This is a genomic window from Acinetobacter sp. YQ_14 (assembly GCF_043102985.1).
GTDB classification, from domain to species: Bacteria; Pseudomonadota; Gammaproteobacteria; order Pseudomonadales; family Moraxellaceae; genus Acinetobacter; species Acinetobacter venetianus.
Genome location: NZ_JBICJJ010000011.1, coordinates 76,606 through 98,276, shown reverse-complemented (window position 1 = coordinate 98,276; position 21,671 = coordinate 76,606). Strand labels below are relative to the sequence as shown.

At 38.3% G+C, this 21,671-nt stretch carries 24 protein-coding genes; 14 read left to right on the top strand and 10 right to left on the bottom strand.

All coding sequences use genetic code 11. From position 1 onward, the window contains the following. Positions 1-29: 29 nt before the first annotated feature. On the bottom strand, positions 30-899 hold the full coding sequence (locus ACF8D3_RS05560; RefSeq protein WP_004879431.1) for a DUF2797 domain-containing protein: 870 nt from the start codon (positions 897-899) through the stop codon (positions 30-32). 38 nt (positions 900-937) lie between these two features. Here ACF8D3_RS05560 and ACF8D3_RS05555 point away from each other — a divergent pair, with 38 nt between their 5' ends. Together ACF8D3_RS05555 and ACF8D3_RS05550 are read left to right on the top strand one after the other, a co-directional pair. After that, complete coding sequence (locus tag ACF8D3_RS05555) at positions 938-1,399, top strand: DUF6231 family protein (protein WP_004879434.1); 462 nt, start codon at positions 938-940, stop codon at positions 1,397-1,399. Between the two features lie 147 nt (positions 1,400-1,546). Then, complete coding sequence (locus tag ACF8D3_RS05550; RefSeq protein ID WP_019384419.1) at positions 1,547-2,152, top strand: YidB family protein; 606 nt, start codon at positions 1,547-1,549, stop codon at positions 2,150-2,152. Positions 2,153-2,248: 96 nt separating this feature from the next. Here the strand turns inward: ACF8D3_RS05550 and ACF8D3_RS05545 are convergent, their stop codons facing one another. The 6 genes from ACF8D3_RS05545 to ACF8D3_RS05520 form a co-directional block, all read right to left on the bottom strand. Further along, entirely contained in the window at positions 2,249-3,334 is a 1,086-nt protein-coding gene (locus ACF8D3_RS05545; protein ID WP_392470618.1) for a porin, read from the bottom strand. Positions 3,335-3,582: 248 nt separating this feature from the next. Then, on the bottom strand, positions 3,583-3,996 hold the full coding sequence (locus tag ACF8D3_RS05540) for an HIT family protein (RefSeq protein WP_004879437.1): 414 nt from the start codon (positions 3,994-3,996) through the stop codon (positions 3,583-3,585). A gap of 78 nt (positions 3,997-4,074) precedes the next feature. Next, positions 4,075-4,344 (bottom strand): YARHG domain-containing protein, encoded by a 270-nt coding sequence (locus ACF8D3_RS05535; RefSeq protein WP_392470615.1) that lies wholly within the window; start codon positions 4,342-4,344, stop codon positions 4,075-4,077. 225 nt (positions 4,345-4,569) lie between these two features. Next, on the bottom strand, positions 4,570-5,277 hold the full coding sequence (locus tag ACF8D3_RS05530; RefSeq protein ID WP_392470614.1) for a hypothetical protein: 708 nt from the start codon (positions 5,275-5,277) through the stop codon (positions 4,570-4,572). A 236-nt stretch (positions 5,278-5,513) separates the two neighbouring features. Beyond that, complete coding sequence (locus ACF8D3_RS05525) at positions 5,514-6,386, bottom strand: NAD(P)-dependent oxidoreductase (protein ID WP_392470613.1); 873 nt, start codon at positions 6,384-6,386, stop codon at positions 5,514-5,516. Between the two features lie 3 nt (positions 6,387-6,389). Continuing rightward, entirely contained in the window at positions 6,390-7,475 is a 1,086-nt protein-coding gene (locus tag ACF8D3_RS05520) for an alpha/beta fold hydrolase (protein WP_392470611.1), read from the bottom strand. A 135-nt stretch (positions 7,476-7,610) separates the two neighbouring features. Between ACF8D3_RS05520 and ACF8D3_RS05515 the strand changes: the two genes are divergently transcribed. The 4 genes from ACF8D3_RS05515 (at position 7,611) to ACF8D3_RS05500 (ending at position 11,261) form a co-directional block, all read left to right on the top strand. Then, a complete protein-coding gene (locus tag ACF8D3_RS05515; RefSeq protein WP_004879445.1) occupies positions 7,611-8,798 on the top strand; it encodes an O-succinylhomoserine sulfhydrylase in 1,188 nt (395 codons plus the stop codon). 12 nt (positions 8,799-8,810) lie between these two features. Then, positions 8,811-9,140: a YbaB/EbfC family nucleoid-associated protein gene (locus tag ACF8D3_RS05510; protein WP_004662103.1), complete on the top strand. Its 330-nt coding sequence runs from the start codon at positions 8,811-8,813 to the stop codon at positions 9,138-9,140. Positions 9,141-9,232: 92 nt separating this feature from the next. Next, positions 9,233-9,829 carry a recombination mediator RecR gene (gene recR / locus ACF8D3_RS05505; protein WP_004879447.1) on the top strand — a complete coding sequence of 199 codons (597 nt, stop codon included), beginning with the start codon at positions 9,233-9,235 and terminating at the stop codon, positions 9,827-9,829. Positions 9,830-10,118: 289 nt separating this feature from the next. Continuing rightward, positions 10,119-11,261: a ribonuclease D gene (locus ACF8D3_RS05500; protein WP_392470610.1), complete on the top strand. Its 1,143-nt coding sequence runs from the start codon at positions 10,119-10,121 to the stop codon at positions 11,259-11,261. Between the two features lie 16 nt (positions 11,262-11,277). Here ACF8D3_RS05500 and ACF8D3_RS05495 read toward each other — a convergent pair whose 3' ends face one another. Continuing rightward, entirely contained in the window at positions 11,278-12,015 is a 738-nt protein-coding gene (locus ACF8D3_RS05495) for a class I SAM-dependent methyltransferase (RefSeq protein ID WP_392470609.1), read from the bottom strand. A gap of 196 nt (positions 12,016-12,211) precedes the next feature. On the opposite strand from ACF8D3_RS05495, the gene ACF8D3_RS05490 reads away from it, so the two are divergent. From ACF8D3_RS05490 to aroC, 7 genes are all read left to right on the top strand, one after another. Next, positions 12,212-12,517, top strand: coding sequence for a YcgL domain-containing protein (locus tag ACF8D3_RS05490; RefSeq protein WP_004879455.1), 306 nt, complete (start codon positions 12,212-12,214; stop codon positions 12,515-12,517). Beyond that, positions 12,510-12,896, top strand: coding sequence for a hypothetical protein (locus ACF8D3_RS05485; RefSeq protein WP_278396592.1), 387 nt, complete (start codon positions 12,510-12,512; stop codon positions 12,894-12,896). The genes ACF8D3_RS05490 and ACF8D3_RS05485 overlap by 8 nt, the downstream gene beginning before the upstream one ends. Positions 12,897-12,932: 36 nt before the next feature. After that, the gene (locus ACF8D3_RS05480) at positions 12,933-13,784 is read left to right on the top strand and encodes a MoxR family ATPase (protein WP_007483281.1); all 852 of its coding nucleotides are present in this window, start codon (positions 12,933-12,935) and stop codon (positions 13,782-13,784) included. Between the two features lie 12 nt (positions 13,785-13,796). After that, positions 13,797-14,984 (top strand): VWA domain-containing protein, encoded by a 1,188-nt coding sequence (locus ACF8D3_RS05475; protein ID WP_007483280.1) that lies wholly within the window; start codon positions 13,797-13,799, stop codon positions 14,982-14,984. A 36-nt stretch (positions 14,985-15,020) separates the two neighbouring features. Beyond that, positions 15,021-16,226 (top strand): tryptophan synthase subunit beta, encoded by a 1,206-nt coding sequence (trpB, locus tag ACF8D3_RS05470; protein ID WP_019384427.1) that lies wholly within the window; start codon positions 15,021-15,023, stop codon positions 16,224-16,226. 124 nt (positions 16,227-16,350) lie between these two features. Further along, a complete protein-coding gene (prmB, locus tag ACF8D3_RS05465; RefSeq protein ID WP_392470607.1) occupies positions 16,351-17,361 on the top strand; it encodes a 50S ribosomal protein L3 N(5)-glutamine methyltransferase in 1,011 nt (336 codons plus the stop codon). A gap of 15 nt (positions 17,362-17,376) precedes the next feature. Further along, entirely contained in the window at positions 17,377-18,468 is a 1,092-nt protein-coding gene (gene aroC / locus ACF8D3_RS05460) for a chorismate synthase (RefSeq protein WP_061391837.1), read from the top strand. A gap of 101 nt (positions 18,469-18,569) precedes the next feature. Here aroC and ACF8D3_RS05455 read toward each other — a convergent pair whose 3' ends face one another. Then, complete coding sequence (locus ACF8D3_RS05455) at positions 18,570-19,799, bottom strand: GGDEF domain-containing protein (RefSeq protein WP_061391838.1); 1,230 nt, start codon at positions 19,797-19,799, stop codon at positions 18,570-18,572. Between the two features lie 343 nt (positions 19,800-20,142). On the opposite strand from ACF8D3_RS05455, the gene ACF8D3_RS05450 reads away from it, so the two are divergent. Further along, complete coding sequence (locus ACF8D3_RS05450) at positions 20,143-20,889, top strand: TenA family transcriptional regulator (RefSeq protein WP_392470606.1); 747 nt, start codon at positions 20,143-20,145, stop codon at positions 20,887-20,889. A gap of 56 nt (positions 20,890-20,945) precedes the next feature. On the opposite strand, the gene ACF8D3_RS05445 is transcribed toward ACF8D3_RS05450, so the two are convergent. After that, positions 20,946-21,647, bottom strand: a complete 702-nt coding sequence (locus ACF8D3_RS05445) for an NAD(P)H-dependent oxidoreductase (RefSeq protein WP_392470604.1) — start codon at positions 21,645-21,647, stop codon at positions 20,946-20,948. Between the last annotated feature and the right edge of the window lie 24 nt (positions 21,648-21,671).

Below are 21,671 nucleotides of genomic sequence, written 5' to 3'. Positions count from 1 at the left end.
AAAGGTGGCTCAATTGCCACCTTTTTTGTTTAGGCGCGCAGGATTAGTTCATAACCTGTGTATTTACGGATATTGATGACACCAATATCTAGTAATAAGTATTGACCTTTAATCCCTTGTAGAACACCTCGGATTTTAGGCGTTTTATCCAAGTTGAGGGATTTAATCTTTTCAGGATATTGTTCTACTGGATAAATGAACTCTCGCGGAGTTTCATTTTCGAGAAACTCAAGACCTTCATTGAATTCAAGGTTCTGACTAAATTCATCTCGAATACTTTGAATTTTTGGAGCAAACTCTTCAATAATTTGATCACGTTGTTCAACGAGGTTTAAGGGTTCAGCTTCGCCTTTAAGTAATTTACGCCAATCTGTTTTATCGGCAATTTGCGTACCAAACATAGTTTCTAAATGACCAGATAAACGACGTGAGCCAACTTTTAAGATCGGTAATGCTTGCGTAGCGCCTTGATCTAACCAACGAGTTGGCATATTTACGATACGGGTAATACCGATTTTTAAAGCGCTTGAATTGGCTAAATAAACAATATGCGGTTGGAAACAGACATCATGTGCGAACTGATCTTCGCGGCAAGTCCCTAAATGATAATGGCAAGTTTCAGGCTTCATAATACATAGGTCACATTCAGCCTTTGTTTTAAAACATTTAAAACAATGTCCTTGTGAATAGGACTTCGGTGTCTTTGCGCCACATGAGGTACAATAAATATTACCTGTCCATTCGATCTCAATTTCTTGACCTAAAACAAAAGGTAGGTCAGTTTCTGAGCGATCTAATATAAATTTATATTCAACATTTGCCTTGCTTGTTGATTGATCAGTTACACTATGCGTTTTGAGCGCTGCATGCATTTTGTGACAAATGCCTTGTAGTTCCATTAATAAACTCTCATCTTTTTCAATCAAGGGTTGCAGTTATGGCTGAACAGAATGTCATCACTTCTATGCTAGACGATTTATCTCAAGAACAGCCCATTCATACTGCACTTTGTATAGGTCAACAGATTGACCAGAATGCTTCAATTCAATGGCATCATTTTAACGTAACTGACTTTTTAAGTCTGCCATTTACGCAGCGTTATGATTTAGGTTTTGTATTATTTGATACAGATGAAATGCAAACTATCAATGACACGCAAAAAGCACAGTTACTGGTGAAATTGCGTGATTTGATGGCAAAGCGAATTGTTGTTGTCAGTAAATTAAGTGATGAAAAACTACTTCGTTCGCTTGGGTTTACGCAGTTAATCGATAAAACAGCACACGACAGTGATTTTGCACTGTGGCAATTTAATATTTTGACCTATAAGCATGTACCTGACTGGTTTAACTCTAAGTTTTGGGCAAACCCTGAAAACTGGGATAAATTCCGCTGGTAGGAGATTAAACGCTTTTAAATTTATCCAGATAGAAGTTGCGCTAGATTGTTGCTAGTTCTTGCAAAATTTAACAATTCATCTTTGTTGTGAGCTTATAAAGCAGCGTATTCTTTTGGAATAAATAATTCCAATAGGAACATATGGGTCATGACAGATTTAACAAATATTGTTGAAATTTTAGCAAAGCAAGCTTTAGGCGGTCAGCAATCTAATCAGGGTGGTGGTTTAGGTGGAATTTTAGGTTCTGTTCTCGGTCAAATGGGTGGTCAGCAAAATACTCAAAATCAACAAGGTGGATTAGGCGGGATACTTGGCTCTGTGTTGGGTCAATTAGGTGGTGGAAGTTCTTCTACACAGACTAATGCAACAAGTGGAAATACGGCTCAAACATTATTAATTGCTGTTTTACCTTTGGTTCTGGCATGGATTCAAAAGCAAGGCGGCCTCCAAGGAGCGCTAGATAAACTAAAAAATGCAGGCTTAGCCAATCAAGTGCAAAGTTGGGTAGATCCACAGCAACAGAATGCACAGGATGTTCCAACACAAAATATTCAAAGCCTATTTGACGATCAAGATGTTGAGCAAGTTGCTCAACAAGCACAAGCCCCTAAGCAAGCAATTTATGGTGCAATTGCTTCAGTTCTTCCACAAGTTATTGATTCTTTGACGCCGCAAGGTAGCAATACCAGCCAACAAGAAGCAAATAATGATATTCAAAATGTTTTGAATATGGTGAGTGGCTTCTTAAAATAATTTTTTAACTTCTGAATTTAGTTGTTTTTAAAAATAGAAATGAAAATAAAAGGGCATTTGCCCTTTTATTTTTTGGTTTTAGCCTATAACTTCAAATTAGAAGTTATATTCCATACCTAAACCGATAACAGTCTTAGTATCGTTTTTAGCTAACCAATCACGTTTTTGTTGACCAACAACACCGTAGAAACGTGCTTGTTTGTTGATTTGGTAGTCAGCACCAACACCATACATATCTTGTTTACGATCATCACGACCATTTGATTCAGTTGTAGCAGAGATATATTCAGCTTTTAACTTGATTGGTGTAGAAGGGATCTTATAAGCAGCAGTTACGCCATAAGCATCTTCTTGTAAACCTTTATAAGAAGTTACAGTCGTACCATCTGTAGTTGATACTGTATCGTCAGTTGGTTGAGCAGTTTGCCATAAAGCACCGAATACTAAACCATCAACACCAGCTGGAGTTAAGTCTAAAGAACCTGTTACACGTACTGCATCAGTATAGATACCAGATAGGCTGTAAGCATTGTATTTAGAAGCTACACCGAAGTTTCCAGCAACTGCTGCTGCTAAACCGATGTCTTTATTTTCGTATGTAAGAGATGTTGAAACGCCATCACCGAAACCATCACGGCTGCCTTCTTTACCTTTAGATGCGCTATCAGCAGCAGAAGATTCTTCACCTTGTTGGAACATGATGTTGAACGCTAAGCCACCTAATAATTTTTTATCAGTCTCAAAACCAATAACGTTGTTCAAACGATCCTCACCAACTAGAACAGCTGTCATATCAAGTTCGTTGTGATCGTTGAAGATATCTTGGTTGCTACCAGCAGCTGTTTTGAAGTATGAATCAAAACGACCAACTTTTAATGTTGCAATACCATCAGATTTGATACCGATGTAACGGTTACGCATACCAAGATCAGTACCGTCACCATCAGTATTTACTTGCCATTCAGCTAAGTAAACAGCTGATAATTTGTCAGTTAATTTTTCTTCGCCTTTAACACCAATACGTGAAGCATTTGAATTTACTTTTGTTACGCTTTCATCTTTAAAGCCATTGTTGTCAATATTGTCCAAAGTCACACTGAGCTTACCATACAATGTTGGTGCTGCTTGCGCTGCATTTATGGCTAAAGTTGCTACAGTAGCAGCAAGAAGCAATTTTTTCATTGAGATTTCTCCAAAACACTTTTTTGTAAATGGCATATGCCTTAGTTACTGTTATAAGCTTGCTTATGTACAAAAAGTTACACAGCTCACTGACTTGTATGCAGTATCGGCAAACTTTGTTACAACGAAGTGAAGGAAAAATGACAGTTTTATTACGATTTATATTTGGTAATAATTTGATTAATTATTGATTTATTTACCATTAAATAAAAATCGAGGTAAGAACCTCGCATTATATCAGTGAAATATTACAGTGCTGCTTTAATCTTTTCTGCTAACACTTTAATCTTTTCTTGATCACCCATTTGTGCCGCATGTCGGCCTAATTCATGTACTGAACTTGGAATCAGATGGAAATGTACATGGGGAACTGTTTGACCTGCTGCTGTTCCAGAGAGTTGCATAAGAACAATACCTTTTGCATCAAGACCTGTCTCAATCGCTTTCGCAATCTTTTGAACGATCTGAATGGTATAGGCTGCTGCATCGGCAGGTAAGTCCAGTAAGCTAATCGCAGGAGTTTTTGGAATAACTAAAGCATGACCATCAGCTTGTGGCATGATATCCATAAATGCAAGCACCTGATCATCTTCATAAATTTTGATTGCAGGTAATTCACCACGAAGGATTCTTGCGAAAATATTTTGGTCATCGTACGCCATGATTAGTCCTTTAATAGGGTATAAAACAATTTAGCTTTTCATTTAGAGATTAATTAAATGAAAAGCTAAGAGAAAAGATTATTTGCAGTTAAGTTCTTTCTGACGTTCTTTAATTTGATCAAGACGCTGTTGTTCTTTGTCAGAAAATTTTGGCTTTGTTGTATGGCAGTTTTCATTGCCATATTTAGCTTTAGCGTCTGCGTCTTTGAAACAGAATCCTTTAGAAGCGTAGATTAAGTTGTAATCATCTTGCAACTTTTTACATTCTTGTTCTGGTGTAGCTGCTTGAAGATTAAATCCTGTGAGGGTAATTAATCCAGTACAAACTGCAACCGTAAACTTATTCATGAGGTGTTCCTCTAATCAAAAAGGTATAAACCAAAGCTTTATGACAGTATTTTCATATGGCGCTTGGTCGCTACGTATATACCAATATAAGGTTTCTTAATGAAATTTCAATGAAACTCTATAGTCAGTATGTAATTTTAGTACGAAATTTCCTCTTGAATTAAATTAGAAACGTAGTATTTTTAATATCTTAAGTGATATCTCCGAATATTACGGTATATTGATTTATTCGCAGTGAGTCACTTCTATCATCCTTGTTGTAGGTGTTTGAACAGGTACTTTTCTGGGAATAAGATCAAATTGATGTATAGCGAAAGGGCCGTAAGGTCCCATTCTCACATGTGAACAAGGTACTTGAGTGGGGATTATCTGGTAAGTAGTAACGACAACGGTTTGAGGTACTAATTTTTTGGAGCAACGCGGTGAGGCATCATGTCTTACAATTGTTCCTGTAGCACATGAATATATGTTTTGTGCTCGCTCAACTCCAGAAGGATAGCCATTTGCTATAAAATGACCCTCAGCTAAATTTTTTAAAGTTTGGAATTGCAGGTCGGTAAATTGTCCATATCGGCTTAATTGTTTTGCTGCCCAGCAGTCAGCCTCTAGTTCTTGTTTGCGTGTTCCTCCATGATAGCGCTCCATTTCTCCTAATCTTGAGGTATGTCCTAACTTATGATGTGCGCATTCATGGGCAAGTGTAAAAATTCGAGAACTTGTTAGATTGGCTAATGCTGTAGGATCAATGTGAATAATTGGTCGACCATAGCTGTCTTTTTCAGCTGTGGCAATTTGTGGGTTTTGCCCCCTAAAGATTGGTAAGCCGCAAAAACTATCATATCCAATAAATACATATTGCTTTGCATACAAATTTTGAAATGCAAAAGGCATTAAAATTAGAGTGAAAAGAAGCAAAAGATTTACTTTCTTCATAATGTTGATCTAGCTAATTGTTTTCATTGTAATTAATTCTACTAACTTATTAGATATTCAATAAGGTTGATTATCGGAAAGTTTGAGTAAGTAGGAAAATGAATAGAATATGTTTAAAAATTTGTATTAAGCGTAATGAATATGAACTAAAAGCATGTGCAATATTCTGTTTGAGTATTGCACTTGTGCTAATTAAAAGTTTATCTAAATCAAAAGAATCTAAAGCATATGCAGCTTTATTTAAGCGTGATTTTACTCCACGATTCATACATTTTCACTGCTGCTGAGAAGTCACTATTTGGCTCTGAAGTTAGATTCGCAGCTTGAATTAAACTTTGTGTTAGAGAAAGAATCGGGGTAGGAAGCTTAGCATCATGCACCAAATCTAAAGCAATACCTGTATCTTTAGCCAATAATGGTAGAGCAAAGGTTACTGGAAATTCACGGCTGAGTACGCGTTGTGGAAAAATGGTCTCCGTGACCATACTTTTACCACTAGACGCATTTATACAATTCAATGCTGCATCAAGGTTAACGCCGTGTGCTTTTAATGTACTAAAGCCTTCTGCAACAGACCATAAGTTAACCGCAAGCAGCATATTATTGATCGCTTTAACTGCAAATCCAGCACCAGACTCGCCAACATGCTGAATGAGTTTACCAATAGCCGCCATCGCAGGATAAGCACGTTCAAATGCTTGTACATCGCCACCGACCATGACAGTGAGTGTTGCATTCTCTGCACCAATGGTTTGACCACTCACAGGCGCATCTAAGAAGTCCACATCTTGCGGTTTTAGCTTTTCTGTCAAGCGTCGAGCTGAGTCAGGTACGCCGCTCGTACAGTCAATCCAAATCGAACCTGCTTTCAACTGTACAGTACTGATTAACGCTTCAACATCATCGCTTGTTGGTAGACACGAGAAAATGATGTCAGCCTGTACTGCTTGTGCAAGTTCGACAGCAGTTGTTCCATATTCCGTTGCATGTTGTTCTGCTTTACTAAAGTTTCGATTCCAAACAAAAACCTTTTCGAAATACTTTGGTAAATGAGCTGCCATGCGATAGCCCATAGCGCCTAAACCGATAAATGCAACAGATTGAGTCATAGTTTACCTTTTTATTGGAGTTGAACGTTCCGCTAACCAATCAGTGAGTGTTGGCCAGAACTCGATTGAACTTTTTTGACTGGACATTAAACCTAAGTGCCCGCCAGGTATAAGAGTAAACGTGACATCTCGGCTACTTGTCAACTGAGTTAATGGAAATGCAGCATCTGCTGTAACCATTTGATCACCTTTACCTGCACCGACAAATAACGAACAATCAATATTTTTTAGCTCAATGGTTTTATTTTTTAAGGTGATTGCGCCGTTTTTCAGCGGGTTTTGCATCCAGACATTAAATAGCATGTCTTGATTAATACCCCCAGGATAATCAATCATATTGTTTAAGAAATGACTGAGTGTTGCGTCTTCTTGTACTAATTTTAAATTATCTAAGTTCTTTAATAGTTGAATGTTGCCATCCAGCCATCCTTTGGGGTCTAGTAATTTAAATCCTAATGAGTTTAAGAAACCTGGGGAATGAATCATCAACTTTGGTAAGCGATTATAAATATAATCTTTAACAGTTGGATTGCGAGAGGTAACGTAGGCAAGCGTTTTGTATAGCTTGCCAATATAGCCAGACGCATAGCTATCAATCGGGCTGCCCAGAACAATCAGGTTTTTAATAGCATTTGGTTGATGACGAGCCGTATATAAAGTCACAAAGATGCCTGCCATACTCCAGCCGTGTAGAGATATTTTTTGTGATTTCGAATGTTGTTGAATGGCTTCTATACAGCGTGGAATAAATTTATCAATAAAAGATAGAAAGTTAATTTGATAATTCTTGTAGGTCAATTTGCCCCAATCAATAAGATAAACGTCATAACCACTTTCTTGGAAGTGTTTAACTAGAGAACGATACGGATATAAGTCGTAGATATCCATATTGATTGCAAGCGGTGCTACGAAAACCAAAGGCTCTTTATAGCGTTTATTCTCAGAAGCATAAAAACGAACACGAGTTTGTTTAAACTGAGCAATCACTTGGTATGGTGTTGATTGTGACAATATGAGTTTGTCCGATTCAAAAACACGCATCGCGAGATGTTTAAAATTTATTTTTTGCTGTTCCACAAGCGATTTCATCTTTAATAGTCTCATCATGAGTCAAGATTGCACGAAGTCTAAGCGATAATTATATCTTATGCCTTGACCTTAAATACCTTAGGCGCTCAAAATGTTGGCATATTCGACCACGATGATCATAAGGCATACAAAACGATGAATCCAAGCGATGATTTAGAATATCAACTAGATACCCTTGCAATTCGTACGGGACATGACCGTACTTTTGAGGGTGAGCATAGTGAACCAATTTTTTTAACATCATCTTTTGTTTGTGAAAGTGCTGCTGATGCTGCTGCTAAGTTTTCTGGACAAGTTGCTGGTAATACTTACTCTCGCTATACCAACCCTACAGTTCAGGCTTTTGAAAAGCGCCTAGCGGTATTGGATGGGGCGGAACGTGCGGTTGCAACCAGTTCTGGTATGGCGGCTGTTCATGCAATGTGTATGGCTTACTTAAAAGCTGGCGATCATGTGATCTGTTCTCGTGCTGTATTTGGTTCAATCATCGCTTTATTTGAAAAATACGTTGCTAAGTTTGCTGTAGAAGTCACTTTCGTTGATTTAGATGATCTTGATGGCTGGAAAAATGCGATTCGCCCAAATACGCGCATTCTTTTCATTGAAACACCATCAAATCCTTTGGCTCAAGTAGGTGATATGCAAGCGATTGCGGATATTGCTCACGCACATGGCGCTTTATTTGCTGTAGATAACTGTTTCTGTACACCGGCTTTACAGCAACCGATTAAATTTGGTGCTGACTTGGTATTGTACTCTGCGACTAAATATATTGATGGTCAAGGTCGTGCCTTAGGGGGTGCCGTTGTTGGTAAACATGATTTACTTGAAGAAGTGAATGGCGTTATCCGTACTTTGGGTAATTCAATGAGCCCATTCAATGCTTGGATTTTCTTGAAAGGCTTAGAAACTCTCAGCCTACGTATGAAAGCGCATTGTGAAAGTGCTCAAAAGCTTGCAGAATGGCTTGCTCAGCATGAAAAAGTTGAGAAAGTATATTACGCTGGCTTACCAAATCATCCGGGACATGAACTTGCTAAAAAACAGCAGAAAGGTTTCGGTGGTGTTGTATCCTTCGTGGTAAAGAATGCGCGTGAAGGTGCTTGGACAGTGATTGATAATACTCGTTTCTTGTCAATTACAAGTAATTTGGGTGATGTGAAGTCAACGATTACTCATCCAGCAACAACCTCACATGGTAGAATGTCCGCAGAAGCCAAGCAGGCAGCAGGAATCGAAGAAGGATTGATTCGTGTGTCTGTTGGTTTAGAAGATATTAATGATATTATTCGCGACTTATCACGCGGTCTAGATTTAGTTTAACGAGAGAGACTTATGAATATTAATATGCTCATGCAGCAAGCTCAGCGCATGCAAAAAGATATGGAATCAAACCTTAAAAAAGCCAAAGAAGAGCTTGCGAATACAGAAGTTCATGCTGAAGCTGGCGGTGGTTTGGTTAAAGTCACTATGACTTGCCGTAATGTCGTTAAGCGTATTGAAATTAGCCCAGACTTATTACAAGACGAAGCGGACATGATTGAAGATTTGATTGCAGCGGCGATGAATGATGCTGCACGTCAAGCTGAAGCAATTTCTGAAGAGAAGTTACAAGGTGCAAATTCTGGTATGGGCTTACCACCGGGTTTATCTGGTTTATTCTAATTCATCATTTTTTAATTTTTAAATCCCCCTAAATCCCTCTTGAATCAAGAGGGATTTACAACTGCGGGGAGAATTTACAGAGTAATCTAATTGTGTTTAGTGAACGATTTGAACAATTAGTTCAAGCATTACGTATTTTACCGAGTGTTGGCCCAAAATCAGCACAGCGTATGGCTTTGCATTTACTGATGAAAAATCGTGAAGGTGCTTTTGCTTTGTCACATGCTTTGCATGAAGCATCGAGTCATATCCATGAGTGCCGTATTTGTCATTCTCTAACTGAGAATGAGATTTGTGATATCTGTGCTTCTGTTGAGCGTGATGAACAATTACTTTGTGTGGTTGAATCTCCAGCAGATGTTATGGCAATCGAGCAAAGTGGTAGTTTTCGTGGAAAATATCATGTGTTAGGTGGGCATTTATCACCTTTAGATGGTATTGGTCCTGAAGAAATTGGTATTCCATATTTAATTCAGCGTCTAAGCGAAGGAACGATTGAAGAAGTCATTCTTGCAACAAATGCGACTGTTGAAGGTCAAGCGACTGCACATTATTTGGTTGAAGCAACCAAGCATTTACCGATTCATATGACTCGAATTGCACAAGGTGTACCACAAGGTGGTGAATTGGAATATGTGGACAGCCATACCTTGAGTCAGGCGGTTCATAACCGCATGCGTATGAAATAATACTTTTGTCGGATATTTTATTTATTTACATTAAATTCATGCTGTTAATTTAAACAAATAATTAAATTTTACATTTTGTCTTACATTATCGTAGATATATTTACTTTAAAATATGGCACTATTGGCGAGCGAAAAGGACTTTCGCTTTTGTTAAATGGATTTAGGAGTACTTTTATGTTTTGCATGTGGAATACTGATTAAATTTTTTGCATTTGATCTTGTGTTGAGCAATAACTGCAATTCTACAGTTCTATTGCGAGTAGTTCTTTTATTTTTTACTTGAGCAAATATGTTTCAGTTTATCCAGCAGCAAAAAGATTTAGCTGTTCTCCTCACTCAGATGGAACAATGTTCCACATATGCACTTGATACTGAGTTTATTAAGGTTGATACCCTTTACCCAAAATTAGGGGTATGTCAGATTAATTTGAATGGTCAGGTTGTATTGTTAGATGGAACATCTTTAAACCTCGAGCATTTCTGGCAAAAGTTATTTGCTGCTCAACAAAATATTTTTCATGCATGTGGCGAAGATATTGATTTGATTTATCATTACGCAGATCAAAAGCCGCTCAAAAATGTATTTGATACTCAAGTTGCCATGGCATTTCTTGGGCATGGTTTGCAGGTAAGTTATCAGAATGCGCTTAAAACGTATTTAAATATAGATATTGAAAAAGATCAAACGCGTTCAGATTGGCTTGCTCGTCCATTGAGCCAAGAGCAAATGAGTTATGCCGCGAATGATGTTTTATATTTGGTAAAACTTGCTGATGCCGTTAAAAATGATCTGCAAACAAAAGGTTTGTATCAGTATGTGTTGGAAGATTGCCAAAATTTAACTAAAGATATCGCAATGGAAACGCCACTTCCTGAGCTGTATACAGATATTGGAAATTACCGCCACTCTCGCCGTGAGTTAATGCAGTTACAACAACTGAGTATCTGGCGTGAACAAATTACAAAAGCATTAAATCAACCACGTAGTTTTATTCTTAGAAATTCAACTATGATTGATTTGGTTGAAAAGAACCCTCGCAATAACTTCCAACTTGCTCAAGTGAAAGATATTCGCCCGAATGTTGTGCGTGAGCATGGTAAAATGATTCTAGATCTACTCAAGTTTTTACCCCCTGAAGCTGAGTGGCCATTAAGAATAGCGCGTCCAGTGAAAAGCAATTCAAAAGAAATTGCTCCTAAAATTGATGCATTGATAGAGCAGATAGTTGCTCAAACATCTATTCCTAAAGAAGTGTTGCTACGTAAGAAGTGGTTGAATGCAATTTATGAACACGTTGTATTTCATTTAGATGAGCAAGACCTACCACCTTATTTACTGGGTTGGCGATACGATATTTTAACCAAACCAATGATCGAATTACTTCAGCAAGACATTGATTATCTAGCGATGCAAATGAAGGTTTCTAGGTAGTATAAAAAAGAGCTAATTAACTAGCTCTTTTTTTTGCTTTAATAATCAGCATCATTGGGCGCCTTAGCTCATTTTGCCAACCCATTTGCTCAATCATTTCTTTTGGTGGTGTTGGTTCAATGAGTGCAGTGATCTCAAATCTCGCTTTTAATAAGCCTGTAATATGTGTCTCAATAGTTCTGTGATATTTCACGACATCAGCACCCAGGAAGTGAGTATTTCGCTGACCTTCTTCGAAGTAATGATCTACTGGCCAATGTAAAGCTGCGCTTTCAGCATCATAGAACCAATCTTGTTGAGCACGTGCTGTAAATATAGGATGCTCAACCGAGTAGTAAAACTCTCCTAATGGCTTCAATAGATCGGCAGCTTTTTGAAATACCGCATCGATATCTTGAATATAATGAAGTGTTAATGAGCTGATAATCGTATCAAATGATGCTGTATCTGCTTGGAATGTTTCAATTGCTGTCTGCTGGTAGGTGACACGATCTGATGTAGTGATTCGTTTAGCTTTTTCTAGCATCTTTGCAGAGAGATCTATACCAATCACGGATAACGCACCTTGTTCTGCCGCATATTGACAATGCCAACCGTAACCACAGCCTAAATCAAGCACACGCTTATCTTTCAAATCAGGCATATGTGTTTGAAATGTGCTCCATTCGCCAGCCGCTTTTAAACCGTCTACAGAACGGGGCATTTTTGCATATTCAGTGAAGAAGTTTGGATCGTCGTATTTATTTTGCTGCATATCAGAGATTCAAATTAAAATCGCTTGATAATTATCACATTTGTCATAAAAGAGCGTTGTATGCTTTTGTTTTCACTTTATAGGCTACGTTTTCTCTATAGAAGAGAAAAAGGCGACTAAAGCGTTAACAATCCTTAATGTATCCATTTTTATTTTGATGTATGCTGTCTTTGATTGTTAATAGATGTGAGTAAACATGCACTGCGATATTTATAGATCGAGCAAAAAAGATGAAATGTATATGTATATTGCTCGTCCAAACTATCCTGATGACAAAGAACAGGAAAACCCATTTGAAATTATTCCTGAGACTGTCTTAACCGCATTTGGTAAAGCGACTTTTGTCATGCATTTGGAACTCCACACAGAACGTAAGCTCGCTCGTGTAAATGTTCTCCATGTTTTAGATTCTTTGCAAACGAAGGGCTTTTTCATTCAAATGCCGCCTGAAGGGTTGATTAATCCAAATGCGGTAGAACCAGAGGGTCTGCGTGGTGCTTGAGACATTAACAGCAATATGGTCGCATATTCTTTCAGTACTGGATCAGTTTCCTGAAGAAAACGTTGCGATCATTGTTTATGTGACAGGAACACTCATCGCATTGTGGTGCTGGTATCGTTTGATGACACGTCTTCCAAATCCTATTGGTGGGGTTTTATGGATTATTGTGTTTGCGATTTTAGTTACCCCAACGGTTTCTGAAGGTCCAAATTCAGAGTTAGCTCCTGCGATATTTGGTTTGCTGTTTGGCGTGTTAACTAAAGAACATTCACTTATTTGGTCGAACGCATCATTAATTCTATTTGTTATTGGTGTCGGGTTGCTCATAGGTTTCTGTTGGTCAAAATACACTGTCAATAAAACTGCAAGTACAGTTTAGATACAAAGTTTAAATATAGAAAAATAAGGTTTTTAAATGTCTGCTGATACACAACACTTCACTGGTACAGATCAATATATTGCTACCGATAGCCTAAAACTCGCAGTTAAGGCTGCGCGCGCCTTACAGAAACCGCTCTTGGTTAAAGGTGAGCCAGGCACAGGTAAAACTTTGCTTGCTGAGCAAGTTGCGACAAGTCTTGGCTTAAAGCTCATTACTTGGCATATCAAGTCAACGACTAAGGCGCAGCAAGGGTTATATGAGTACGATGCTGTTTCACGGTTACGTGATAGTCAGTTAGGTGATGATCGTGTCTACGACATTAAAAACTATATTAAACCGGGTAAATTGTGGGAAGCATTTACCAGTGAAGAACGCTGTGTCTTGTTGATTGATGAAATCGACAAAGCTGATATTGAGTTCCCAAATGACTTACTGCATGAACTCGACAAAATGTCATTTTATGTTTACGAGACAGGTGAAACAATTACAGCGACACAGCGCCCAATTGTGATCATCACATCGAATAATGAAAAAGAACTGCCAGATGCATTCTTGCGCCGTTGTTTCTTTCATTATATTGAGTTCCCTGATGAAGCAACGATGCGTGACATCATTGCTGTACATTTCCCAAGTATTTCAAATACCTTGGTCAGTGAAGCTTTACAAGTCTTCTTTAAGTTGCGTGAAATTCCGAATCTGAAAAAACCACCATCAACGTCTGAATTGATTGATTGGTTAAGTTTGTTGATGGCTGATGATATGCCTGAAGATGTATTACGTAATCACGATAAATCAAAGGCGATTCCACCACTATACGGTGCGCTGATTAAAAATGAACAAGATGTACAGTTGCTTGAACGTTTAGCATTTATGTCACGCCGTTAAGAGTGTTTGCCAATGTTTGTGCGATTGTTTTACACCTTACGTAAATATGGTGTACCTGTAACAACTCGGGAACTCATTGATCTCAATCAGGCGGTTGCTTCAGGTCTTGTATTTGCTGATCAGGAAGAATTCTATCAATTGGCTAAAACAGTTTTAGTCAAAGATGAACGTTTCTTTGATAAGTTTGACCGTGCTATGAAAGATTACTTTGATGGCATTGATACTTTTGATTTAGACGAATTGCTGAAACAAGTTCATAAGTTACCAAAAGACTGGTTTGATCTTGAATTACTGGAGAAACATCTAACACCTGAACAACGTGCCGAACTACAGAAAGCAGGTTCGCTTGAAGAACTGATGAAAATGTTGGAAGAGCGTTTGCGCGAACAACATAAAAAACATCAGGGTGGCAATCGTATGATTGGTACAGGTGGAACGTCACCTTTTGGTGCTTTTGGTGATCATCCAGAAGGTGTGCGAATTGGTGGGCCAGGGCGTAAACGTTCAGCTGTAAAAGTATGGGAACAACGTAAATACCAAAATCTTGATGATGATCAGGTCTTAGGTACACGTCAGATGCAAATTGCATTGCGTCGTTTGCGTAAGTTTGCACGTCAGGGGGCAGCAGAAGAATTAGATGTTGACGGTACGATTCGTGAGACTGCTAAACAAGGCATCTTAGATGTACAGCTCGTGCCTGAACGTCGTAACCGTATCAAAATTTTGATGTTGTTTGATGTGGGCGGTTCGATGGATGCCTATATTGCTGAATGTGAAAAACTATTCAGTGCTGCAAAGTCGGAGTTTAAAACCTTAGAATATTTCTACTTCCATAATTGTTTGTATGACTATGTTTGGAAAGATAATCATCGCCGTAGTTCAACCCGTATGAATACATGGGATCTGTTCCATACTTATGGACGTGATTATCGGGTCATCGTAGTTGGCGATGCCAGTATGGCTCCCTATGAATTAAAGTCTGCGGGTGGCTCAGTTGAATATATGAATGAAGAATCTGGGGAAGTATGGTTGAGACGTTTGCGTCAGCATTTTGATAAAACAGCATGGCTTAATCCTGAGATGGAAGGCTATTGGCATTACACGCAAACGATTCAATGGATTAAAGAAACTTTTGAAGATCATATGTATCCGATGACTTTAAAAGGCATTGAGGATATGACGCGATACTTATCTCGCTAAAATTTATATTAATACTTTATAAAAACAGGAATTGGAATGGAACATCATATTAACGGGATAGCTTTACCAAATGAAGCGGGCTTTTTTGGCGAGTTCGGCGGTCAATTTATTCCACCTCATTTAAAAGAGGCGATGGACGAGATCAATACAGCTTATGAAGAAATTCGTCATACAGCTGAATTTCAAAATGAGTTAAATGATCTGTTCAAAAATTATGTAGGACGCCCAAGTCCATTATTCCATGCAAAACGCTTATCTGAACAACTTGGTGGCGCGCAAATTTATTTAAAGCGTGAAGACCTGAATCATACAGGCGCACATAAAATTAACCACTGTCTTGGTGAGGCTTTACTTGCTAAATATATGGGTAAAAGCAAAGTCATTGCAGAAACAGGTGCTGGTCAACATGGTGTAGCGTTGGCAACGGCTTGTGCATTGGTTGGTATCCCATGTGAGATTCATATGGGGCAAGTTGATATTGAAAAAGAACATCCAAACGTTGTGAAAATGAAAATTTTGGGTGCTAAGCTTGTTTCAGTCACACAGGGAACTGCAACACTAAAAGATGCGGTAGACAGTGCTTTCGAAGAATATTTAAAAGATCCTAAAAACTATATTTATGCGATAGGTTCGGTGGTTGGACCACATCCATTTCCAAAAATGGTTCGTGATTTCCAATCAATCATTGGTAATGAAATTAAAACTCAGGCAAATGAACGTTTTGGTCAACATCCTGATTATGTAGTGGCTTGTGTTGGTGGTGGTTCAAATGCAATTGGCGCTTTTACTGCCTTTTTGAATACGCCAGAAGTAAAACTGGTAGGTGTTGAACCTGCTGGACATGGTTTGGATACAGATAAACACTCTGCAACGCTAACTTTAGGTAAACCCGGTCAGATTCATGGTATGGCTTGTTACGTGCTTGAAGATGAAAAAGGTGAACCACTGCCTGTGCATTCAATTGCTTCAGGATTGGATTATCCCGGTGTTGGGCCACAGCATAGTTATCTTAAAGAACTTGGTCGTGTACAGTATGAAACAGCGACTGACCAAGAATGTTTAGATGCATTTATGACACTTTCTCGTGTTGAAGGGATTGTTCCTGCTTTAGAAAGTTCACATGCAGTTGCTTGGGCTTTACGTGAAGCGCCAAAGTTAGATAAAAATATCAAGATCGTAGTCAATTTATCTGGGCGTGGCGATAAAGACTCAGATTATGTTGCTGAAAAATTAGGCTTGTAAGTCTAATATTCCACGATATTAACTCGAAAACCGCCTTAATCATCGGCGGTTTTTTTACTGTTAAATAAGGCTGAATCCCGTTAGAATAAAGCGTTTTTGCAATTCGCATTTTGGAGACGCCTAAGTGGAGCGACCTACAATCAGCCCTGAACATTTACAAGAAGCGGCTGAAAACCTAGTCAGCATTCGAGATTTCATCCGTTTCGGTGTGACAGCACTTCGCCAATACGATGCACACTTAGGTCAAGGTACAGAAGATTATTTTGCAGAAAGTTCGGCGCTTGTCTTGCAAACGCTTTCACTTGAGTGGAACGCTGATGCTGAAATCTTAGATGCGAAGCTTTTACCAAGTGAAAAAGCCGAATTCCTCAGCTTATTAGAACGCCGTATCAATGAGCGTGTTCCAACGTCTTATTTATTAAACCTTGCTTATTTCTTTAGTAAGCCATTTTATGTGGATGAGCGTGTGCTTATTCCGCGTTCTCCAATAGCAGAATTGATTGAACAACGTTTTGCACCATATTGCTTAGATGAAAATGGTCAAATGTTGGAAGCCTTAAATAGCTTACCAGAAAACCAAAATCCTAAAACACCTCAACGTATTCTTGATATGTGTACGGGTTCGGGCTGTATCGCAATTGCGCTTGCTTATGCTTATCCAGATGCTGAAGTTGATGCGACAGATATTTCAAAAGAAGCATTGGAAGTTGCTTCAATCAATGCAGAACATCATGATAAACAATATCAAGTTGCATTACTTGAATCTGATTTGTTTGCAAAGATTCCAGCTGAAAATCAATATGACTTGATTGTGAGCAATCCACCGTATGTGGATGCTGAAGATATGGCTGATTTACCAGAAGAGTTTTTACATGAACCTGAACTTGCACTTGCAGCAGGTCAAGATGGTTTGGACTTAGTTCGCAAAATGTTAGCTCAAGCAGCTGATTATTTAACTGAAGACGGTCTCATTGTAATTGAAGTGGGTAATTCTGAATGGGCAATGCGTCAGAACTTCAATACAGTTGACTTCCATTGGTTAACTTTCCAGAAAGGTGGTTCAGGTATTTTTGCGTTAACTGCTGAACAATGCCGCCGTTATAAAGAAATATTTCAGCAATCAGTTCAAAATTAAGTAAGGGGCTAAAACATGGCAGGGAATAGTATTGGGCAACTCTTTCGAGTAACAACATGTGGTGAATCACATGGTGTTGGTTTGATGGCAATTGTCGATGGTGTGCCGCCGGGTCTTGAACTTTGTGAAGAAGATTTGCAAAAAGATTTAGATCGCCGTAAACCGGGTACATCAAAGTTTGCGACACAACGTAAAGAGCCTGATCAAGTCGAAATTATCTCAGGTGTTTTTGAAGGTAAAACGACAGGTACATCGATTGGTTTATTGATACGTAATACAGATCAAAAATCTAAAGATTATGGCAATATTGCTCAAACTTTCCGTCCAGGCCATGCAGACTATACTTATACGCATAAATACGGTTTCCGTGATTATCGTGGTGGTGGTCGCTCTAGTGCTCGTGAAACTGCAATGCGTGTTGCAGCAGGCGCGATTGCTAAGAAATATTTAGCTGAAAAGTTTGGTATTGATATTCGTGGACATGTGACACAAATCGGTAATGAAGTCGCAGAGAAATTAGATTGGGCAGAAGTGCCGAATAATCCTTTTTTCTGTGGTGATGTAGATGCAGTTCCTCGTTTTGAGCAACTCGTCACTTCTTTGCGTGAGCAAGGTACAAGTTGTGGTGCAAAATTAGAAATTATTGCTGAAAAAGTACCTGTTGGCTGGGGTGAACCAGTCTTTGATCGTTTAGATGCAGACATTGCACATGCCATGATGAGCATTAACGCCGTAAAAGGTGTTGAAATTGGTGATGGTTTTGCTGTTGCTGGTCAGTTTGGGCATGAAACGCGTGATGAGCTCACCACTGATGGCTTTCTTGCAAATCATGCTGGTGGAATACTTGGCGGAATTTCAAGTGGACAGACAATTCGTGTTGCGATTGCATTAAAACCAACGGCAAGCATTACCACACCGGGCAAGACGATTACAATCGACCGTGAAAATACTGATGTACTCACCAAAGGTCGTCATGATCCGTGTGTGGGTGTGCGAGCAACACCAATTGCTGAGGCGATGTTAGCAATTGTTCTGATGGATCATTTTATGAGAAATCGTGCACAAAATGCTGACGTATTGTCACCATTTAAACCAATCGAGCCTTAATATAATAGACCCATTGGTAAAATATTATCAGTGGGTCTTTTTAATAATAAATTAATTTAAATAAAAAAATTATTAAATATTTTTAAATAATAATTAAAATATTATAGTGCCTCAGAAATGACATTATCTGAAGTTGCAATATGGTATTGATTTCGACCATTACTTTTCGCGATGTATAATGCATGATCTGCCTGTGATACAAACTCCGAAAGACTATCATTTAAATGTGGAGTCATCGTAGCTACGCCAACGCTGATCGTAACATGCTTGGATACACTGCTTTTCGGGTGGTTAATCGCAATCGTTCGGACAAGTTCCATTAAACGTTGAACTTGGATAATTGCTTGTTCTTTATCTGTCATGGAGAACAGTAACAAAAACTCTTCACCGCCATAACGCGCAGCAAGATCACCACTTCTTGATGCGATTGAGCCGAGCAGGATTGCAATTCTGCGAAGGCATTGATCGCCTTGAATATGTCCTAACGTATCGTTGTAAAGTTTAAAAAAGTCGATATCAATCATCATGATAGTAATCGGAACTTCATGGCGAATGGCACGTTTCCATTCATTTTCAAGCACTTCATCCAAATATCGACGATTTGCTAAACCCGTTAATGCATCTTGTTGAGATAGGATTGAAAGCTGTTGAGCTTGACGCATTAATTCTAGACGGTTTAATTCAAGCATGCAGTTTTGTAGATAATTTTCTCGATGTTGACGATCTGTGGCATAGGCCAGTGCCATGCCGAGAAAACTACTAAATGTATAAGTTCTGTTCAAGAAAGTCCAATCAATAGAACCACTTAGTGCTGTACTTGCAATCACACCAATTAAGCCACCACACCAACCCGCGATAATCGCAGTATAGAATCTCATTCCAACAAAACCGTAAATGATGACAACTGCATACATCATAGCTGCATGGAATAGAACATTGTTCTGACCTTGCTCTAAAACGTTAATAAGGGTGAACGTAATAGCTACAGCACCCATAGACCCTAAACCCACATAATGATCAAACCATTTATTGAGTTTTGGAACGAAGGCGATGACCCAAGCGATTGAGATGATGACCCCAACCCAACCATAAAAGGCAACCCAAGTAAGTCGGAGGTCTTCGGGTAAAACTTGATAGGTACCAAAGCTAAGATATAAATATAAACCTAAGATAATTGGCGCACGATAGCGAAACTCATGTGCAGCTTCATTTCTGTACTGATCTCGATAAATTACTTCTAATTCTTTAGGAAACCAAACTAAATTTAGCCCGCGAGAAATTAGTAAGTCGATTTGTTCTTGTCCCAATATATTGGAAGCTTTCAACTTCATCTTATCTCTCACCACTCCCAATGTTTTTATAAATGTAAAATAGGGATTACTTTTTACTACGTTACACCCAATTAAATAAAATGTGTATTAGATAATAAAAAAATATTTATTTACTACCCAAATCAACTTTTTATTATTAGAAATTTATATACTTTTCGAATATATACCTAGACTTTACATCTAAATAATATAATTATTCAACCTGATAAAGGTGAATCGAATAAAAACTGTTACAAATTAAATAACATTGTTTGTATATTTGCTGTATTAGGATACAATTTATAAAAAAGCAACAATCATGGAACGTGATTGAATTAAGTCATACGAAATAGGATGCATCGCAATGACTGCTATGAATCAATATGGAACAAAACTAGAAATTACGACTCATTCAGAATGGTCCCAGCGTTTTTGGGATGATCTTGTGCCAGCTAAAGAAAGGGTAAGTAAACACCCTCTATTCTTAGACATGGCAAATGGTACTTTAAGCCTTGAGTGTTTCCGTTCAGCACTTTTAAATTTTTATCCTTTGGTCGCTCATTTTCCGTCGTATATGGCTGGGGCTTTAGCAAAAGCGACAGCATTTTCGTTAGATGGCGTAACTGAGACTAGAGATTGGCTCATTCAAAATATTAAAGTGGAAGAGCGTCACTTGAACTGGTATCAGGATTGGGCTGGGGGATTCGGTTTAACAGTCGAAATGCTGAATGAAGTAAGACCTCCAGCAGCCATGAATGCAGTAAATCACTTTCTATGGGATATGAATTTTCGTGGCACTTTAGCGGAAAGTATCGCAGCTACAAATCTCGCAATTGAATGGGCGACAGGTGACTGGACAATTCAAGTATATAAAGGTATACAGACATATACAGAGCACCCTGAAGTCAATATTAATAAAAGATCTTTAGCTTGGTTGCGAGCTCATGCACATTATGATGATTTACATCCATACGAAGCGATGGAACTTATCAAAAGATTGTGTGACAAAGATCCTGTCTTGCAGAAAAAAGCGTTTAGAGCAGCTCAAGATGGTCTGGCATATTATGAATTGGCTTTGGATGATTGCTATAAACTACAGCATAAGAATTAAAAGAATAAAACTGTCACATAGTTGGGGGCTATGTGACAGTTTTTTATGCTTACTCATCAAGGCAATGGTCGCATTTTTTCATCAAAATTTTCTATTAAAGGAAATGTTAATGGTTCTAAGTTCTGTAGATCATTTAAATAGGCTTCAAAATTTATAAGTATATTTTGTCGATCTTCATTTGAAATGTAAGGAACATGGTAAGCAATAAAGGGCGGTAGTACCTCAAAACCAGCATAGGCAAGTGTTCCGCGTTGAATGGGAGATAGATATTCTGCAATTGAACCATGTATCGCATTTTCGCCAAACATATAATCGCGTCCACCTAAAGTGAAACATAGCATCGCTTTCTTACCAGCCATACCACCATGATTGTAAAAACGTTTTCCACCATAAAACAGACCAGAAACAAAAACACGATCAATCCAGCCTTTTAGGATAGCAGGTACAGATGTCCAATAAAGTGGAAAACTAAAGATGAGTAGGTCGGCACGTTTAATTTTTTCGATTTCAACTTGAATATCTGGTGCTAGGGAATTTTGCTTGTAAGCATGTCTTTGTTCTAAGGCATAGTTAAAATATTCAGGTTGGTTAAGGTTTGCAAAGTCATTCTGTGAGGCGATTGGATTAAAGTTCATCGCATATAAGTCTGAAACTTCAACTGTATGGCCTTGTTCTTCAAATACATGCTGAGCTTTATCTTTTAATGCAGTAGTGAAGGATTTTGATTCAGGATGAGCATGAACAATAAGAATATTCATAGATAGAATACCGTCGTAATTAAT

What these genes read in the sequence shown, in the direction of transcription:
- ACF8D3_RS05560 (WP_004879431.1), bottom strand. Translation starts at nt 899, where the DNA reads ATGGAACTACAAGGCATTTGTCACAAAATGCATGCAGCGCTCAAAACG.
- ACF8D3_RS05555 (WP_004879434.1), top strand. Translation starts at nt 938, where the DNA reads ATGGCTGAACAGAATGTCATCACTTCTATGCTAGACGATTTATCTCAA.
- ACF8D3_RS05550 (WP_019384419.1), top strand. Translation starts at nt 1,547, where the DNA reads ATGACAGATTTAACAAATATTGTTGAAATTTTAGCAAAGCAAGCTTTA.
- ACF8D3_RS05545 (WP_392470618.1), bottom strand. Translation starts at nt 3,334, where the DNA reads ATGAAAAAATTGCTTCTTGCTGCTACTGTAGCAACTTTAGCCATAAAT.
- ACF8D3_RS05540 (WP_004879437.1), bottom strand. Translation starts at nt 3,996, where the DNA reads ATGGCGTACGATGACCAAAATATTTTCGCAAGAATCCTTCGTGGTGAA.
- ACF8D3_RS05535 (WP_392470615.1), bottom strand. Translation starts at nt 4,344, where the DNA reads ATGAATAAGTTTACGGTTGCAGTTTGTACTGGATTAATTACCCTCACA.
- ACF8D3_RS05530 (WP_392470614.1), bottom strand. Translation starts at nt 5,277, where the DNA reads ATGAAGAAAGTAAATCTTTTGCTTCTTTTCACTCTAATTTTAATGCCT.
- ACF8D3_RS05525 (WP_392470613.1), bottom strand. Translation starts at nt 6,386, where the DNA reads ATGACTCAATCTGTTGCATTTATCGGTTTAGGCGCTATGGGCTATCGC.
- ACF8D3_RS05520 (WP_392470611.1), bottom strand. Translation starts at nt 7,475, where the DNA reads ATGAAATCGCTTGTGGAACAGCAAAAAATAAATTTTAAACATCTCGCG.
- ACF8D3_RS05515 (WP_004879445.1), top strand. Translation starts at nt 7,611, where the DNA reads ATGAATCCAAGCGATGATTTAGAATATCAACTAGATACCCTTGCAATT.
- ACF8D3_RS05510 (WP_004662103.1), top strand. Translation starts at nt 8,811, where the DNA reads ATGAATATTAATATGCTCATGCAGCAAGCTCAGCGCATGCAAAAAGAT.
- ACF8D3_RS05500 (WP_392470610.1), top strand. Translation starts at nt 10,119, where the DNA reads ATGTTTCAGTTTATCCAGCAGCAAAAAGATTTAGCTGTTCTCCTCACT.
- ACF8D3_RS05495 (WP_392470609.1), bottom strand. Translation starts at nt 12,015, where the DNA reads ATGCAGCAAAATAAATACGACGATCCAAACTTCTTCACTGAATATGCA.
- ACF8D3_RS05490 (WP_004879455.1), top strand. Translation starts at nt 12,212, where the DNA reads ATGCACTGCGATATTTATAGATCGAGCAAAAAAGATGAAATGTATATG.
- ACF8D3_RS05480 (WP_007483281.1), top strand. Translation starts at nt 12,933, where the DNA reads ATGTCTGCTGATACACAACACTTCACTGGTACAGATCAATATATTGCT.
- ACF8D3_RS05475 (WP_007483280.1), top strand. Translation starts at nt 13,797, where the DNA reads ATGTTTGTGCGATTGTTTTACACCTTACGTAAATATGGTGTACCTGTA.
- trpB (WP_019384427.1), top strand. Translation starts at nt 15,021, where the DNA reads ATGGAACATCATATTAACGGGATAGCTTTACCAAATGAAGCGGGCTTT.
- aroC (WP_061391837.1), top strand. Translation starts at nt 17,377, where the DNA reads ATGGCAGGGAATAGTATTGGGCAACTCTTTCGAGTAACAACATGTGGT.
- ACF8D3_RS05455 (WP_061391838.1), bottom strand. Translation starts at nt 19,799, where the DNA reads ATGAAGTTGAAAGCTTCCAATATATTGGGACAAGAACAAATCGACTTA.
- ACF8D3_RS05450 (WP_392470606.1), top strand. Translation starts at nt 20,143, where the DNA reads ATGACTGCTATGAATCAATATGGAACAAAACTAGAAATTACGACTCAT.
- ACF8D3_RS05445 (WP_392470604.1), bottom strand. Translation starts at nt 21,647, where the DNA reads ATGAATATTCTTATTGTTCATGCTCATCCTGAATCAAAATCCTTCACT.